Origin of the sequence: Streptococcus mitis, assembly GCF_026782865.1 — a bacterium.
Taxonomy (GTDB): Bacteria; Bacillota; Bacilli; order Lactobacillales; family Streptococcaceae; genus Streptococcus; species Streptococcus mitis_CG.
Map to the genome: position 1 here is coordinate 132851 of NZ_JAKUXK010000006.1, position 17241 is coordinate 150091.

The window sequence follows — 17241 nt, forward strand, 5'->3', positions numbered from 1 at the left end:
CTTTGTTTACTAAACAAGGGATTTTTCTTTTGTCTGTAAACCTTTTTTGATATAATAGTTCTATGTTAGAATCAGAAAAACAATCATGTTATCAAATGTTAAATGAAGAACTATCTTTTTTATTGGAAGGTGAAACTAATGTTTTGGCTAATCTTTCCAACGCCAGTGCTCTTCTAAAATCACGCTTTCCTAATACCGTATTTGCAGGCTTTTATCTGTTCGATGGAAAGGAATTGGTTTTAGGTCCTTTCCAAGGCGGTGTTTCCTGCATCCGTATTGCGCTAGGCAAGGGTGTTTGTGGTGAGGCAGCTCATTTTCAGGAAACCGTTGTTGTTGGAGATGTAACGACTTATCCCAACTATATTTCTTGTGATAGTCGAGCTAAAAGTGAAATTGTTATTCCGATGGTTAAGAATGGTCAATTACTTGGAGTTCTAGATCTTGATTCTTCAGAGATTGATGATTATGATGCTATGGATCGAGATTATTTGGAACAATTTGTCGCTATTTTGCTTGAAAAGACAGAATGGGACTTTACAATGTTTGGGGAGAAAGCCTAATGTATCAAGCACTTTATCGAAAATATAGAAGTCAAAACTTCTCCCAGTTGGTTGGACAGGAAGTTGTGGCTAAGACCCTTAAACAAGCAGTAGAGCAAGAGAAAATAAGTCATGCCTATCTTTTTTCTGGTCCACGTGGAACGGGAAAAACCAGTGTAGCCAAGATTTTTGCCAAAGCTATGAACTGTCCAAATCAAGTGGGTGGTGAACCTTGTAATAACTGCTATATTTGTCAAGCAGTGACAGATGGTATTTTAGAAGATGTCATTGAAATGGATGCGGCCTCTAATAATGGGGTGGATGAAATTCGCGAAATTCGTGATAAATCTACCTACGCTCCTAGTCTTGCCCGTTATAAGGTTTACATCATAGATGAGGTTCACATGCTGTCTACAGGAGCTTTTAATGCCCTCCTAAAGACGCTGGAAGAGCCAACACAGAATGTGGTCTTTATTTTGGCAACTACTGAATTGCACAAGATTCCTGCCACTATTCTATCCCGTGTGCAACGTTTTGAATTTAAATCAATTAAGACACAGGATATTAAGGAACATATCCACTATATTTTAGAAAAAGAAAATATCAGTTCTGAACCAGAGGCTGTGGAAATCATTGCCAGACGGGCTGAAGGTGGGATGCGGGACGCCTTGTCTATTTTGGATCAAGCCCTAAGTTTGACACAGGGAAATGAGCTGACGACTGCTATCTCTGAAGAAATTACTGGCACCATTAGTCTATCAGCCTTGGATGATTATGTGTCTGCCTTGTCTCAACAGGATGTTCCAAAGTCCCTAGCGTGCTTAAATCTTCTCTTTGACAATGGTAAGAGCATGACTCGTTTTGTGACCGACCTTTTGCACTATTTAAGAGACTTGTTAATTGTTCAAACAGGGGGAGAAAATACTCATCATAGTCCAGTCTTTGTTGAGAATTTAGCTCTTCCTCAAGAAAATTTGTTTGAAATGATTCGCTTGGCGACAGTCAGTTTAGCAGATATTAAGTCTAGTTTGCAGCCCAAGATTTATGCTGAGATGATGACTATCCGTTTGGCAGAGATTAAGCCTGAACCAACTCTTTCTGGGGCAGTTGAACATGAAATTTCTGCATTGAGACAGGAAGTTGCGCGTCTTAAGCAAGAACTAGCAAATGTAGGAACTGTACCCAAGCCAACTAGTCCAGCACCTAGTCGCCCAGTAGTAGGCAAGACAGTTTATCGTGTGGATCGCAATAAGGTTCAATCTATCCTACAAGAGGCCGTTGAAAATCCTGATTTAGCACGCCAAAATCTGATTCGTTTGCAGAATGCCTGGGGAGAGGTAATTGAAAGTCTAGGTGGGCCGGACAAGGCTCTGCTAGTTGGTTCTCAACCGGTTGCAGCCAATGAACACCATGCTATTCTTGCTTTTGAGTCTAACTTCAATGCTGGTCAAACCATGAAACGGGACAACCTCAACACTATGTTTGGTAACATCCTCAGTCAGGCAGCAGGTTTTTCACCCGAAATTTTAGCCATTTCCATGGAGGAATGGAAAGAAGTTCGCGCAGCCTTTTCAGCCAAAGCCAAATCTTCTCAAACTGAAAAAGAAGCAGAAGAAAGTCTGATTCCAGAAGGATTTGAATTTTTGGCTGATAAAGTGAAGGTAGAGGAAGACTAAAGAAAGATTTCATGATACAATAAGTTTATGAATAGACAACAATTTATTATCATCGCGCTGTTTACAGCTGCTGAGACCTATTTTTTCAATGAAGCTTGGATGACTGGTCGTTATATTATGGCAGCCTTTTGGGCCATTTTGCTCTTTAGAAATTTCCGAGTTAGTTACTTGATGGGCAAGATTGTAGATGTCATTGACCAGCATTTAAAAGGAAAAGAGTAGTCCTCAGCTTCTAGACAAAATCAAAGCCTTTTAGGCTTTTTTTTGTTATACTATAAAAGTATATTTATTGACCTTTTACCGTATTTTCTAGGGAAATCAAGTACGTTTCCAGTAAGAACTGTAAAGGTTTTGAAAAAGAAAGGAACTATCATGTCAGTATTAGAGATTAAAGATCTTCACGTTGAGATTGAAGGAAAAGAAATTTTAAAAGGGGTTAACTTGACCCTGAAAACAGGAGAAATCGCCGCTATCATGGGACCAAATGGTACTGGGAAATCGACTCTTTCTGCAGCTATCATGGGAAATCCAAACTATGAAGTTACCAGAGGTGAAGTCTTGTTTGATGGCGTAAACATCCTTGAGTTGGAAGTGGACGAGCGTGCGCGTATGGGACTTTTCCTTGCTATGCAATACCCATCAGAAATTCCTGGTATTACTAACGCTGAGTTTCTTCGTGCAGCCATGAATGCTGGTAAAGAAGATGATGAAAAGATTTCAGTTCGCGAGTTCATCACTAAGCTAGATGAAAAAATGGAATTGCTCAACATGAAAGAAGAAATGGCTGAGCGTTACCTCAACGAAGGTTTCTCTGGCGGTGAGAAAAAACGTAATGAAATTCTTCAGCTTTTGATGTTGGAGCCAACATTTGCCCTTTTGGATGAGATTGACTCTGGTCTTGATATTGACGCTCTTAAAGTTGTATCTAAAGGTGTTAATGCTATGCGTGGTGAAGGCTTTGGTGCTATGATTATCACTCACTACCAACGTCTTTTGAACTACATCACACCTGATGTGGTACACGTGATGATGGAAGGTCGTGTTGTCCTTTCTGGTGGTCCAGAATTGGCTGCGCGTTTGGAACGTGAAGGATACGCAAAATTAGCTGAAGAACTTGGCTACGACTACAAGGAAGAATTGTAATTTCCTCGTGTCTTTTAGGAGAAGTAAATGACTAAAGAAAATATTAAACTTTTTTCAGAAATGCACGCTGAACCAAGCTGGTTGGCTGATCTCCGTCAAAAAGCTTTTGACAAGATTGAGATTTTGGAATTACCAGTTATTGAGCGTGTCAAATTCCACCGTTGGAATCTGGGTGATGGAACGATTACAGAAAGTGAGCCATCAGCAAATGTTCCAGATTTCACAGCTCTAGATAATCACTTGAAGTTGGTGCAAGTAGGAACTCAAACTGTTTTTGAGCAAATTCCAGTTGAGTTGGCTGAACAGGGTGTCGTCTTTACAGACTTCCACTCAGCTTTAGAAGAAATTCCAGAGCTTATTGAGGAATTCTTCATGTCATCGGTTAAGTATGACGATGACAAGTTGGCAGCCTACCATACAGCTTATTTCAACAGTGGTGCTGTTCTCTACATTCCTGATAATGTTGAGATTAAAGAACCAATCGAAGGAATTTTCTATCAAGACAGCGATAGTGATGTGCCGTTTAACAAGCATATTATGATTATCGCTGGTAAAAATTCTAAGATTAGTTATCTGGAGCGTTTAGAGTCACGCGGTGAGGGAAGTGTCAAAGCAACTGCTAATATCACAGTAGAAGTGATTGCACGTTCTGGTGCGCAAGTGAAGTTTGCTGCGATCGACCGTTTAGGAGAAAACGTCACTACCTATATTAGCCGTCGTGGTAAATTAGGCAACGATGCAAGCATTGACTGGGCGATTGGTGTCATGAACGAAGGGAATGTCGTTGCGGACTTTGATAGCGACTTGATTGGAAATGGTAGCCATGCGGATCTTAAAGTCATAGCTCTTTCAAGTGGCCGTCAGGTACAAGGGATTGATACCCGAGTAACTAACTATGGTTGCAACTCAATCGGAAATATCCTTCAACATGGGGTTATTCTTGAAAAAGCAACCTTGACCTTCAATGGTATTGGCCACATTATCAAGGGTGCTAAGGGAGCAGATGCGCAACAAGAGAGCCGTGTTCTTATGCTTTCAGACCAAGCGCGTTCAGATGCCAATCCAATTCTTTTGATTGATGAAAATGACGTTACTGCAGGTCATGCAGCTTCTATCGGTCAGGTAGATCCAGAAGATATGTATTACCTCATGAGCCGTGGCTTGGATAAGGCAACTGCAGAACGTTTGGTTGTCCGTGGTTTCCTTGGCTCCGTTATCGTTGAGATTCCAGTCAAGGAAGTTCGTGATGAAATGATTGCAACTATCGAAGAAAAATTGTCAAAACGCTAAGGGGTAGCCTATGTTAGATGTAGAAGTGATTCGCAAGGATTTTCCAATTTTAGACCAGATTGTTAATGATGAACCATTGGTTTATTTGGACAATGCTGCGACGACACAAAAACCACTAGCAGTTCTGGAAACGATTAACCGCTACTATGAGAAGGACAATGCCAATGTTCATCGTGGCGTTCATACCTTGGCAGAAAGGGCGACAGCTTCTTATGAGGCAGCTCGTGAAACCATTCGTAAGTTTATCAATGCAGGATCTACAAAGGAAGTTCTCTTTACTAGAGGAACGACAACCAGTCTTAACTGGGTAGCGCGCTTTGCAGAGGAAGTCTTGACTGAGGGAGACCAGGTCTTGATTTCTGTCATGGAACATCATTCTAATATCATTCCTTGGCAGGAAGCCTGCCGTAAGACTGGGGCAGAGCTTGTCTATGTCTATCTCAAGAATGGAGCTCTGGATATGGATGATTTACGAGCTAAATTGACTGATAAAGTTAAGTTTGTCTCCCTAGCTCACGCCTCAAATGTTCTTGGTGTGGTCAATCCAATAAAAGAAATCACTCAATTATCCCACCAAGTTGGAGCTATCATGGTGGTGGATGGTGCTCAATCTACTCCTCATATGAAGATTGATGTCCAGGACTTGGATGTGGACTTCTTTGCCTTTTCAGGTCACAAGATGGCGGGTCCAACTGGTATCGGTGTTCTTTACGGTAAAGAAAAGTATCTGGAACAAATGTCACCAGTAGAATTTGGCGGCGAAATGATTGATTTCGTTTATGAACAATCTGCTAGTTGGAAGGAATTACCTTGGAAATTCGAGGCAGGAACTCCTAACATGGCTGGTGCAATCGGACTTGCTGCCGCAGTAGATTATCTTGAAAAGATTGGTATGGATGCGATTGAAGCCCATGAACAAGAATTGATTGCATACGTCTTTCCAAAACTGCAGGCAATTGAGGGATTAACTATTTATGGTTCGCAGGACTTGGATCAACGCTCGGGTGTCATTGCCTTTAACCTAGGCAATCTTCATCCTCACGACCTTGCGACTGCTTTGGATTATGAAGGTGTGGCTGTTCGAGCAGGTCACCATTGCGCTCAACCCTTGCTCCAGTATTTGGACGTTCCAGCTACAGCTCGTGCAAGTTTTTATATCTACAATACCAAGGCAGATTGCGACAAGCTAGTCGATGCCTTACAAAAGACAAAGGAGTTTTTCAATGGCACTTTCTAAACTAGATAGCCTTTATATGGCAGTGGTAGCGGACCATTCGAAAAATCCACATCACCAAGGGAAGTTGGAAGATGCTGAGCAAATCAGTCTCAACAATCCGACCTGTGGAGATGTCATCAACCTCTCTGTCAAGTTTGATGTAGATGACCGTTTGGAAGATATCGCTTTTCTAAACTCAGGTTGTACTATCTCAACTGCCTCTGCAAGCATGATGACAGATGCTGTTTTGGGCAAGACCAAGCAAGAAATTTTAGAACTTGCGACTATTTTTTCTGAAATGGTTCAAGGACAAAAAGATGAACGCCAAGATCAACTAGGCGATGCAGCTTTCTTGTCAGGTGTTGCCAAATTCCCTCAACGAATTAAGTGTGCAACCCTAGCTTGGAACGCCCTAAAGAAAACAATTGAAAATCAAGAAAATTAGTAAGACAAGTTTCTTTTGTCTTATGAATCAGTAGAAATGAAGAATGAAAGAAAGGATATTATGGCTGAAGAAAGAGTAGAACCAAAACCAATTGACCTTGGTGAATATAAATTTGGTTTCCATGATGATGTAGAGCCTGTCCTATCGACAGGAAAAGGATTGAATGAAGATGTCATTCGTGAACTATCAGCTGCAAAGGGAGAACCTGAGTGGATGTTAGAGTTCCGTTTGAAGTCTTATGAAACCTTCAAAAAAATGCCTATGCAAACTTGGGGAGCAAACTTGTCAGAGATTGACTTTGATGATTTGATCTACTACCAAAAACCATCTGATAAACCAGCCCGTTCTTGGGATGATGTTCCTGAAAAAATTAAAGAAACCTTTGAACGTATCGGGATTCCTGAAGCAGAACGTGCATATCTAGCTGGTGCCTCTGCCCAGTATGAGTCAGAAGTGGTTTACCACAACATGAAGGAAGAGTTCCAGAAATTGGGGATTATCTTTACAGATACGGATTCTGCCCTCAAGGAATACCCAGACTTGTTTAAACAATACTTTGCTAAGTTAGTACCGCCAACAGATAACAAATTGGCTGCCCTTAACTCAGCAGTATGGTCTGGTGGAACCTTTATCTACGTACCAAAAGGGGTCAAGGTAGATATTCCACTTCAAACTTACTTCCGTATCAACAACGAGAATACAGGTCAGTTTGAACGTACCTTGATTATCGTTGATGAGGGAGCAAGTGTCCACTACGTAGAAGGATGTACAGCGCCAACTTATTCAAGCAACAGCTTGCACGCCGCCATCGTAGAAATCTTTGCCTTGGATGGTGCTTATATGCGTTATACAACCATCCAAAACTGGTCTGATAACGTCTATAACTTGGTGACAAAGCGTGCTAAGGCTCAAAAGGATGCCACTGTTGAGTGGATTGATGGAAACTTGGGTGCTAAAACAACTATGAAATACCCATCTGTTTACCTTGATGGAGAAGGGGCGCGTGGTACCATGCTTTCTATTGCCTTTGCCAATGCAGGGCAACACCAGGATACTGGAGCTAAGATGATCCACAACGCTCCACATACAAGCTCGTCTATTGTGTCTAAATCCATCGCTAAAGGTGGAGGTAAGGTTGACTACCGTGGACAAGTAACCTTTAATAAAAATTCTAAGAAATCTGTTTCTCACATCGAGTGTGATACCATTATCATGGATGACTTATCAGCATCAGATACTATTCCGTTTAATGAAATCCACAACTCACAAGTGGCTTTGGAACACGAAGCTAAGGTATCTAAGATTTCAGAAGAGCAACTCTATTATCTCATGAGCCGTGGATTGTCAGAATCTGAAGCAACTGAGATGATTGTTATGGGATTTGTAGAACCATTTACAAAAGAGCTTCCAATGGAATATGCTGTTGAGCTGAACCGTTTGATTAGCTATGAAATGGAAGGATCAGTTGGGTAAGAATATGTAAAATCTGAGCAGAATTTATTTCTGTTCAGATTTTTTTGAAAAATCATCTTATAAATATTCACAAAATTCCTTTTATATGATAAAATAAAACAATCATATTTAATGGAGATGAAGTATGAATATTTTTAGAACTAAAGATGTTAGTTTGGGACGTACTGAAATGCACCGGCATTTAAAAGTATGGGATTTAATTTTATTAGGAATCGGTGCTATGGTAGGAACTGGGATTTTTACCATTACAGGAACAGCAGCAGCAACGCTTGCTGGTCCGTCACTGGTTGTATCCATAGTGATTTCTGCCCTTTGTGTTTCTTTATCCGCCCTCTTTTTCGCAGAGTTTGCCTCTCGTGTTCCTGCAACTGGTGGTGCTTATAGTTATTTGTATGCAATTTTGGGTGAATTACCAGCTTGGATTGCTGGTTGGTTGACCATCATGGAATTCATGACAGCAGTTTCTGGTGTGGCATCTGGCTGGGCAGCTTATTTTAAAGGCTTGCTCAGTAACTATAGTATTTCAATGCCTCAAACCTTGAATGGGACCTTTAACCCTGAGCAGGGTACCTATATAGACCTTTTACCTATTTTAGTATTGACACTGGTAACCGGTTTAGTTTTATTAAATTCCAAGGCAGCCTTGCGTTTTAATTCGCTTCTAGTCGTCTTGAAATTCTCTGCTCTTGCTTTGTTTATTCTAGTTGGTATCTGGTATATTAAACCAGAAAATTGGTCCAACTTTGCTCCCTTTGGTTTTGGTCAAATTTATGGTGGAAGTACTGGAATAATGGCAGGAGCATCTTTGATGTTCTTTGGTTTCCTAGGATTTGAATCTATTTCTATGGCTGTTGATGAAATTCGAAACCCACAAAAAAATGTTCCACGAGGTATTGTTTTGTCATTGACAATCGTAACGATTCTCTATGCTTTGGTTACATTAATATTGACAGGGATTGTTCACTACAGCCAACTCAATGTGGACGATGCTGTAGCATTTTCATTGCGAAGTATAGGAATTGGTTGGGCAGCTAATTATGTGTCATTAGTGGCCATTTTAACCCTAATAACAGTGTGTATTTCTATGACTTATGCCTTATCGCGTATGATTTACAGTTTAGCACGTGATGGTCTTTTACCTCGAAGTTTTAAGCAATTAAGCAAAACAAGTCGTGTTCCTAAAAATGCGACCATCTTAACTGGAGTTGCTTCTGCAATTGCAGCAGGAGTGTTTCCACTGGCTAGTATTGCAGCCTTTCTAAATATTTGTACGCTTGCTTATCTTATCTTACTGGCTTATGGAATTATAAAACTTAGAAAGGATAAGGGAATGCCTAAAGAAGGGGAATTCAAAACTCCCCTAGTTCCCTTGTTACCGATTTTATCTATTCTAATCTGTGTTTCCTTTATGCTTCAATATAGTATAGAGACATGGATTGCGTTTGGCATTGCTCTTGTAGTTGGACTTGTGATTTACTTTACTTATGGCTATCGTCATTCTACACTTTCTGAATAGAGAAAAAGCTGGAACTTCCCAGCTTTTTCTTTATTCTTTTATATAGGTAAATCCTTCTCCAAGGATTTCGTGAGCTTCAGTAATAGTTATAAAGGCTTGAGGATCAACTTGATGAATCATATCTTTCATTTTTACAATTTCATTACGACCAACAATACAATAGATGATTTTTAAATCTTTTTTACTATAGTAGCCTTGACCAGAAAGAAAGGTTACCCCACGTCCGAGTTCATCATTAATCTTTTTAGCTAATTTATCAGGATACTGAGTAATAATTATAAAGCCTTTTCCAGCGTAGCCACCTTCTCCAATAAAATCAATGACACGTGTGATGATAAAATCGAACAAAAGTGTATAGGTAACTAGACGAAGATCTTGGAAGAGTATTAAAATTAACATTAGGATAAAGAAGTCAATCCCAAAAAGCAATTTTCCGATTGATATATTCGTATATTTGTTTAGAATACGAGCAACAATATCAGATCCACCGGTTGTTCCACCAGCATTGAAAATAACTCCTAATCCGATTCCAAGCAGAACACCGGAAACCAAGGAAACGATTATCAAATCACCTTGTAAATCAAACTGTAAGGGAATACGTTCAAATACCGCTAACCAAACAGATAGAGAAAAAGTACCTAGAAGGCTAGAATAGAGTGTTTTAGGACCAAATATTTTCCAAGCCAAAATGAATAAGGGAATATTAATTAAAAGATTCATCAAGGAGACAGGAATCTTGAAGAGATAGTATGTAATTAGGGTGACACCAGTTGCTCCTCCCTCGAAGAGATGATGGGGAACAACAAAATAGGTAAGACCAAAAGCATAAATAGCTGCACCCAGTATGATGGTGATAATAGGCTGTATTTTTCGAAGCATGATTTTCCCTCACTTTTCTATAGATTGATTATACCAAAATTTCAAACTTTTTCATTGGATCCCTTATGATTTTTTAATAATTTTTTGATATAATAAGAGTGAAAAATCTAATTCCTATCTAGTATAATAGAAAGATTGATTATATGACAAAAGTAAAAATTGTAACAGATTCTTCTGTTACTATCGAACCAGAAGTTGTTAAAGAACTTAATATTACAGTTGTTCCCCTATCGGTTATGATTGATAGCGTACTTTATTCGGACTCAGATTTGAAAGAAGGTGAGTTCCTTCATCTTATGCAACAAAGTAAGAATCTTCCTAAAACGAGTCAACCTCCAGTAGGAGTATTTGCTGAGGTTTTTGAAGAGTTAGGAAAAGATGGTAGTCAAATTCTTGCAATACATATGTCTCATGCCTTGTCTGGAACCGTTGAGGCTGCTCGTCAAGGTGCAAGTTTATCTGCTGCGGATGTGACAGTTATTGATAGCTCATTTACTGATCAGGCTATGAAGTTTCAGGTTGTTGAAGCAGCAAAACTTGCTAAAGAAGGAAAAGATTTAGAAACAATTATAGCTACTGTTGAAGAAATCAAACAAGATACAGAACTTTACATTGGGGTTTCAACTTTAGAAAACTTAGTGAAAGGTGGACGTATCGGACGTGTGACAGGTTTGTTAAGTTCCCTTTTGAACATTCGTGTTGTGATGCAGATGAAAGATCATGAATTGCAACCTATTGTTAAAGGTCGCGGTGCTAAAACGTTTAAAAAATGGTTAGACGAGTTGGTAGAAACTCTTTCTCATAAAGCGGTTGCTGAAATTGGGATTTCCTATGCAGGAAATAATGAGTGGGCTAATGAAATGAAGAGTTTATTGCAAAAATATGTTGAAAAACCGATATCAGTTTTAGAAACAGGTTCTATTATTCAAACTCATACAGGAGAAAATGCATGGGCTATTTTAATACGATATGTTTCCTAAAAAAATAGTGAAAATTCATTCAAAATAGTGTTTTTGACTTGACCTACGGGCGTTTTTAGGATATGATTATATTTGTTAATTAGAAATTATTTGGAGGATTTTTTAACATGGCAAACAAACAAGATTTGATCGCTAAAGTAGCAGAAGCTACAGATTTAACTAAGAAAGATTCAGCAGCAGCAGTTGAAGCTGTATTCGCAGCAGTAACTGAGTACCTTGCAGCTGGTGAAAAAGTTCAATTGATCGGTTTTGGTAACTTTGAAGTTCGTGAGCGTGCTGCACGTAAAGGTCGCAACCCACAAACTGGTAAAGAAATCAAAATTGCAGCTTCTAAAGTTCCAGCATTCAAAGCTGGTAAAGCTCTTAAAGACGCTGTTAAATAATGACACTTTAAAAAGCCTATTGTATCAAGCTTTCTAGCTTGGTCGATAGGCTTTTTTGTTTGCTTTGGGGCATTTTTGAGGTAAAGACTAATACTTTTCCATGACATCTGCAACGGTTGTTTTCATTTGTTTAGTAATATGAGTATAAATTTGTGGCGTTGTTTTAGCATATGAGTATCCAACACAACCCAAACGGTGTGAGGTAAGGAATCTTTTGGAAAATAGTGTTTCAGTCTTTAGGGGAAAAGAAAAAAGGTTCTCATTAAATGAGAACCTAGTTACAATTAGTTTTTAGAAGCAGTTTGGAATTCTGGGTTTTTCCATGCTTCGTCAATAATAGCTTGTAATTCTTTAGCAGATGCTTGCATTTTTTGAGTTTCTGCGTCGTTCAATGGGATATTTACTGGACGAACGATACCGTGTGCACCAACGATAGCTGGTTGACCGATAAAGACATTTTCAACCCCGTATTGACCTTCTTGGAAGACAGAAAGTGGAAGTACTGCATTTTCGTCGTCAAGGATTGCTTTTGTAATACGAGCTAGGGCAACGGCGATACCGTAGTAAGTAGCACCTTTTTTGTTGATGATTGAGTAAGCTGCGTCACGAACTGAGATGAAGAGTTCAACAAGGTCAGCTTCATTCAAGTCACGGTTAGCTTGCAACCATTGTTCCAATTTAACACCGGCAACGTTAGCGTGAGACCAAACAGCAAACTCAGAGTCACCGTGTTCACCCATGATGTAGGCATGGACTGAACGAGCGTCAACACCGATTTTTTCAGCAAGTGCTTGACGGAAACGAGCTGAGTCAAGTGAAGTACCTGAACCGATAACGCGTTCTTTAGGGAATCCAGAGAATTTCCAAGTTGAATAAGTCAAGACATCTACTGGGTTAGCTGCAACAAGGAAGATACCATCAAAACCTGAAGCAACAACTTGCTCAACGATTGATTTGTTGATAGCAAGGTTTTTACCTACAAGGTCAAGACGAGTTTCACCTGGTTTTTGAGGAGCACCAGCTGTGATAACAACAAGGTCAGCATCAGCACAGTCTTCGTATTTAGCAGCGTAGATTTTTTTAGGTGAAGTGAATGCAAGGGCGTGGCTAAGGTCTTCGGCATCACCAACTGCTTTTTCAAACAATTGTGGAATTTCAATGATACCAAGTTCTTGTGCAATTCCTTGTGTAACGAGGGCGAAAGCGTAAGAAGAACCTACGGCACCGTCACCGACGAGGATAACTTTTTTGTGTTGTTTAGTTGCTGTCATTTGTCTAAACATCTCCTTTGTTTTATTAAGGGAAATTCCCTATTTGATTTCATTCTATCACTTTTAAATAGCTTTGTCACGGATATACCTTGCAGTTCTTTATGTAAACGTTTTATCGATTTAGATATCTGAAATATAGCAAACATTATGGTATAATATACCTAATTATAGTGAAATGAGGCATTTATTAATGCAGGATAGAAATTTAGTGAATGTCAATCTGACAAAGGAGATGAAGACAAGCTTTATCGACTACGCCATGAGTGTTATCGTTGCGCGGGCTCTTCCTGATGTTCGAGATGGCTTGAAACCCGTTCACCGTCGGATTCTCTATGGAATGAATGAATTGGGTGTTACTCCAGACAAACCACATAAAAAATCTGCTCGTATTACTGGGGATGTCATGGGTAAATATCATCCACACGGGGATTCCTCTATCTATGAAGCCATGGTTCGTATGGCTCAATGGTGGAGCTACCGTTACATGCTTGTAGATGGCCATGGGAACTTTGGTTCCATGGATGGTGATGGTGCTGCCGCCCAGCGTTACACTGAGGCACGTATGAGCAAGATTGCTCTGGAGATGCTTCGTGATATCAATAAAAATACGGTTGATTTCGTTGATAACTATGATGCCAATGAACGTGAACCTTTAGTCCTTCCAGCTCGTTTTCCAAATCTTTTAGTTAATGGAGCTACTGGTATCGCTGTCGGTATGGCGACAAATATTCCACCTCATAATTTGGGTGAAACTATTGATGCTGTGAAGTTGGTCATGGACAATCCTGAAGTGACCACTAAGGATTTGATGGAAGTCTTGCCTGGGCCAGATTTTCCAACTGGTGCCCTCGTCATGGGGAAATCAGGTATCCATAAGGCTTACGAAACAGGTAAAGGTTCGATTGTTCTTCGTTCTCGTACTGAAATCGAAGAAACTAAGACTGGCCGTGAGCGCATCGTTGTAACAGAATTCCCATATATGGTCAACAAAACAAAGGTGCATGAGCATATTGTTCGTTTGGTCCAGGAAAAACGTATTGAGGGGATTACAGCAGTCCGTGATGAGTCAAACCGTGAAGGTGTTCGATTTGTTATTGAAGTCAAGCGCGATGCCTCAGCCAATGTTATCCTTAATAATCTCTTCAAGATGACCCAGATGCAAACCAACTTTGGTTTTAATATGTTGGCTATTCAAAATGGGGTACCGAAGATTTTGTCCCTTCGTCAGATTTTGGATGCCTATATCGAGCACCAAAAAGAAGTGGTTGTTCGTCGTACTCGTTTTGATAAAGAAAAAGCAGAAGCGCGTGCTCATATTTTAGAAGGTCTCTTGATTGCGCTAGATCATATCGACGAAGTGATTCGTATCATTCGTGCTAGTGAAACGGATGCGGAAGCACAAGCCGAGTTGATGAGCAAGTTTAAGCTTTCTGAACGTCAAAGTCAGGCCATCCTTGATATGCGTCTTCGTCGTTTGACAGGTTTGGAACGTGACAAGATTCAGTCTGAGTTTGATGATTTAATCGCTTTGATTGCAGACTTGGCGGATATTCTTGCTAAGCCGGAACGTGTTTCTCAAATTATTAAAGATGAATTAGACGAAGTTAAGCGTAAGTTTGGCGACCAACGTCGTACTGAATTGATGGTCGGTGAAGTCTTAAGCCTCGAAGATGAGGATTTGATTGAAGAATCGGATGTCTTAATTACACTGTCTAACAAGGGTTACATTAAACGTTTGGACCAAGGAGAATTCACTGCTCAAAAACGTGGAGGTCGTGGTGTTCAAGGAACAGGTGTTAAGGATGATGATTTTGTTCGTGAGTTAGTGTCAACTAGCACCCATGATCATCTGCTCTTCTTCACAAATAAAGGGCGCGTCTATCGCCTTAAAGGCTATGAAATTCCTGAATATGGCCGTACTGCTAAGGGATTGCCAATTGTCAATCTTTTGAAATTGGATGAAGGCGAAAGTATTCAAACCATCATCAATGTTGAGTCTGAACGTAGTGATGATGCTTATCTTTTCTTCACAACCCGTCATGGTATTGTGAAGAGAACCAGCGTCAAGGAATTTAATAATATTCGTCAAAATGGACTTAAAGCACTGAACCTCAAAGATGAAGATGAGTTGATTAATGTCTTGTTGACGGAAGAAGATACGGATATTATCATTGGTACCAAGCTTGGTTATGCAGTTCGCTTTAATCAATCAGCCGTTCGAGGCATGAGTCGTATCGCTACGGGTGTGAAAGGTGTCAATCTTCGTGAAGGAGATACAGTAGTTGGTGCTAGTGTGATTACAGACCAGGACGAGGTTCTTATCATCACAGAAAAAGGATATGGTAAGCGCACAGTTGCGACTGAATATCCAACAAAAGGTCGTGGTGGTAAAGGAATGAAGACGGCTAATGTAGCTGAAAAAAATGGTCCTCTATCAGGTCTTTTGACTGTTAAAGGTAATGAAGATTTGATGATTATCACTGATACAGGTGTCATGATTCGAACCAACGTTGCCAATATTTCACAAACAGGGCGCTCAACTATGGGAGTTAAAGTGATGCGCTTGGATCAGGATGCTAAAATTGTGACCTTTACAACGGTAGAAGCGTCAGAAAAAGAAGAAGTTGGGACAGAAAACGAAATAGAAGGTGAAGCATAATGTCTCATAAAAAGAATAATAAGAAAACAAATCGTAAAAATTTACTAATCAATGTCTTGGCAGGATTCTTAATCCTCTTGTCACTGGCATTAATCTTTAATTCAAAAATTCGTGATATCTTCATGGTTTGGAATACTAACAAGTATCAAGTTAGCCAGGTATCAAAAGAAAAATTGGAAGAAAATAAAGATACAGAAGGTAATTTTGACTTTGACTCAGTAAAAGCCATTTCGTCAGAAGCTGTCTTATCCTCACAATGGGATTCACAAAAATTACCAGTTATTGGTGGGATTGCTATTCCTGAAGTAGAAATTAACTTGCCTATTTTTAAAGGTCTTGATAATGTCAATCTCTTCTATGGAGCTGGTACGATGAAGCGTGACCAAGTGATGGGGAAAGGAAACTATTCACTTGCGAGCCATCACATCTTCACGGCGGAAAATGCCAGTCAGATGCTATTTTCTCCATTATCACGTGCTAAAAATGGAATGAAAATTTATCTAACCGATAAGGATAAGGTTTATACTTATGTCATTCATGAGGTCAAGCATGTGACACCAGATCGTGTCGATGAGATTGATGACCGTAGTGGAGTTGATGAAATCACACTTGTGACTTGTGTGGACTATGATGCGACAGAGCGGATTATCGTTAAAGGTGACTTAAAAGAAGAAAAAGATTATTCACAAACCCCTGAAGAAATTCTAACAGCTTTCAATCAACCATATAAACAGCGCTATTAATAGTTAAAGAATCAGTAAACATTTAGTTTTACTGATTCTTTTTACATTGCTTTGTAATCGTGCTAAGTAATGCTAAATCAATACAAATATTATCATTTTTCAAAAACAATTACCTATTTTAATATTTTATGCTATAATACTAAGTATAAAAAATAGGAGATGTTTATGAGTTCTTCAGAGTTTATTTCGAAGATTGATTATTATTGCCACAAGAAAGAAAGTCTTTTCAAGCAAAGTAAATTCAAGTATGCGATTCGTTCTATGTTTGCAGGTGCTTTTTTAACCTTCAGTACAGCTGCTGGTGCTATTGGTGCAGATTTACTTAATAGTATTGTTCCAAGTAGTGGGTATTTCCTTTTCCCATTTGTTTTTGCTTGGGGGCTGGTTTATATTGTCTTCCTAAATGCGGAATTGGTAACTTCCAATATGATGTATTTAACAGCAGGTGCATTTTTGAAAAAGATTGATTGGAAAAAGGCAATGATTATTTTACTCTATTGTACTTTGTTTAATCTCATTGGTGCCTTGGTAGCTGGATGGGCCTTTGCCAACTCGTCAGCCTTTTCGCATTTGACCCATGATAGCTTCCTTCCTAAGCTTGTAGCCAAGAAATTGGCGCGTCCAAGTGATTTAGTCCTGCTTGAGGGAATTCTTGCCAATGTATTTGTAAATATTGCCATTCTTTCATCTATACTAGTCAAAGATGGTGCTGCCAAACTATGGATTATTTTATCAGCTATTTCCATGTTTGTCTTCTTGTCCAATGAGCACATCGCTGCCAATTTTGCTTCCTTTAGTATTATGAAATTCAGCATGATTGCTGATCAAGTACCTCACTTTGATCTTCCAAATATCCTTCGACATTGGGGTGTAACTTTTATTGCTAACTTTATAGGTGGAGGTCTTTTGATTGGTTTACCGTATGCCTTTCTAAATAAGAATGAAGATACATATGTTGATTAAGAAGAGTTAGTGTATCAGGGAGAATCAGAACGATTCTCTCCTTTTCTTTTACAAAGTAGGCTTGC

The 17241-nt window shown here is 39.5% G+C and carries 16 protein-coding genes; 14 read left to right on the forward strand and 2 right to left on the reverse strand.

From position 1 onward, the window contains the following. Positions 1–62 precede the first annotated feature (62 nt). The 9 genes from MK482_RS05350 to MK482_RS05390 all read left to right on the forward strand — a co-directional run bounded on the left by MK482_RS05350 (position 63) and on the right by MK482_RS05390 (position 9298). Entirely contained in the window at positions 63–560 is a 498-nt protein-coding gene (locus MK482_RS05350) for a GAF domain-containing protein (protein WP_261040575.1), read from the forward strand. Then, positions 560–2215 carry a DNA polymerase III subunit gamma/tau gene (gene dnaX, locus MK482_RS05355; protein WP_261086860.1) on the forward strand — a complete coding sequence of 552 codons (1656 nt, stop codon included), beginning with the start codon at positions 560–562 and terminating at the stop codon, positions 2213–2215. The genes MK482_RS05350 and dnaX overlap by 1 nt, the downstream gene beginning before the upstream one ends. A 27-nt stretch (positions 2216–2242) precedes the next feature. Further along, on the forward strand, positions 2243–2437 hold the full coding sequence (locus tag MK482_RS05360) for a DUF3272 domain-containing protein (protein ID WP_261086861.1): 195 nt from the start codon (positions 2243–2245) through the stop codon (positions 2435–2437). A 150-nt stretch (positions 2438–2587) separates the two neighbouring features. Then, a complete protein-coding gene (gene sufC, locus MK482_RS05365) occupies positions 2588–3358 on the forward strand; it encodes a Fe-S cluster assembly ATPase SufC (RefSeq protein ID WP_261086862.1) in 771 nt (256 codons plus the stop codon). A 27-nt stretch (positions 3359–3385) separates the two neighbouring features. Beyond that, complete coding sequence (sufD, locus tag MK482_RS05370) at positions 3386–4648, forward strand: Fe-S cluster assembly protein SufD (RefSeq protein ID WP_268718181.1); 1263 nt, start codon at positions 3386–3388, stop codon at positions 4646–4648. Between the two features lie 10 nt (positions 4649–4658). After that, entirely contained in the window at positions 4659–5885 is a 1227-nt protein-coding gene (locus tag MK482_RS05375) for a cysteine desulfurase (RefSeq protein WP_268718182.1), read from the forward strand. Beyond that, positions 5872–6309, forward strand: coding sequence for a Fe-S cluster assembly sulfur transfer protein SufU (gene sufU / locus MK482_RS05380; protein WP_125385971.1), 438 nt, complete (start codon positions 5872–5874; stop codon positions 6307–6309). The genes MK482_RS05375 and sufU overlap by 14 nt, the downstream gene beginning before the upstream one ends. A 60-nt stretch (positions 6310–6369) precedes the next feature. Continuing rightward, positions 6370–7782, forward strand: a complete 1413-nt coding sequence (sufB, locus tag MK482_RS05385) for a Fe-S cluster assembly protein SufB (protein ID WP_268718183.1) — start codon at positions 6370–6372, stop codon at positions 7780–7782. A 124-nt stretch (positions 7783–7906) separates the two neighbouring features. After that, complete coding sequence (locus tag MK482_RS05390) at positions 7907–9298, forward strand: APC family permease (protein WP_268718184.1); 1392 nt, start codon at positions 7907–7909, stop codon at positions 9296–9298. Positions 9299–9328: 30 nt separating this feature from the next. Here the strand turns inward: MK482_RS05390 and MK482_RS05395 are convergent, their stop codons facing one another. Beyond that, positions 9329–10177, reverse strand: coding sequence for a YitT family protein (locus MK482_RS05395; protein WP_125453022.1), 849 nt, complete (start codon positions 10175–10177; stop codon positions 9329–9331). A 143-nt stretch (positions 10178–10320) separates the two neighbouring features. Here MK482_RS05395 and MK482_RS05400 point away from each other — a divergent pair, with 143 nt between their 5' ends. Both MK482_RS05400 and MK482_RS05405 read left to right on the forward strand, forming a co-directional pair. Further along, positions 10321–11157, forward strand: a complete 837-nt coding sequence (locus MK482_RS05400; RefSeq protein WP_261086869.1) for a DegV family protein — start codon at positions 10321–10323, stop codon at positions 11155–11157. Positions 11158–11264: 107 nt separating this feature from the next. After that, positions 11265–11540: an HU family DNA-binding protein gene (locus tag MK482_RS05405; protein WP_124787347.1), complete on the forward strand. Its 276-nt coding sequence runs from the start codon at positions 11265–11267 to the stop codon at positions 11538–11540. Positions 11541–11824: 284 nt separating this feature from the next. Here MK482_RS05405 and MK482_RS05410 read toward each other — a convergent pair whose 3' ends face one another. Then, on the reverse strand, positions 11825–12811 hold the full coding sequence (locus tag MK482_RS05410) for an L-lactate dehydrogenase (RefSeq protein WP_268718185.1): 987 nt from the start codon (positions 12809–12811) through the stop codon (positions 11825–11827). Positions 12812–13001: 190 nt separating this feature from the next. Here MK482_RS05410 and gyrA point away from each other — a divergent pair, with 190 nt between their 5' ends. From gyrA to MK482_RS05425, 3 genes are all read left to right on the forward strand, one after another. Then, positions 13002–15470, forward strand: coding sequence for a DNA gyrase subunit A (gyrA, locus tag MK482_RS05415; protein ID WP_261086871.1), 2469 nt, complete (start codon positions 13002–13004; stop codon positions 15468–15470). After that, a complete protein-coding gene (locus MK482_RS05420) occupies positions 15470–16213 on the forward strand; it encodes a class A sortase (RefSeq protein WP_125453025.1) in 744 nt (247 codons plus the stop codon). Before gyrA ends, MK482_RS05420 begins: the two co-directional genes overlap by 1 nt. A gap of 165 nt (positions 16214–16378) precedes the next feature. Next, positions 16379–17176, forward strand: coding sequence for a formate/nitrite transporter family protein (locus tag MK482_RS05425; protein ID WP_153219418.1), 798 nt, complete (start codon positions 16379–16381; stop codon positions 17174–17176). Positions 17177–17241 lie beyond the last annotated feature (65 nt).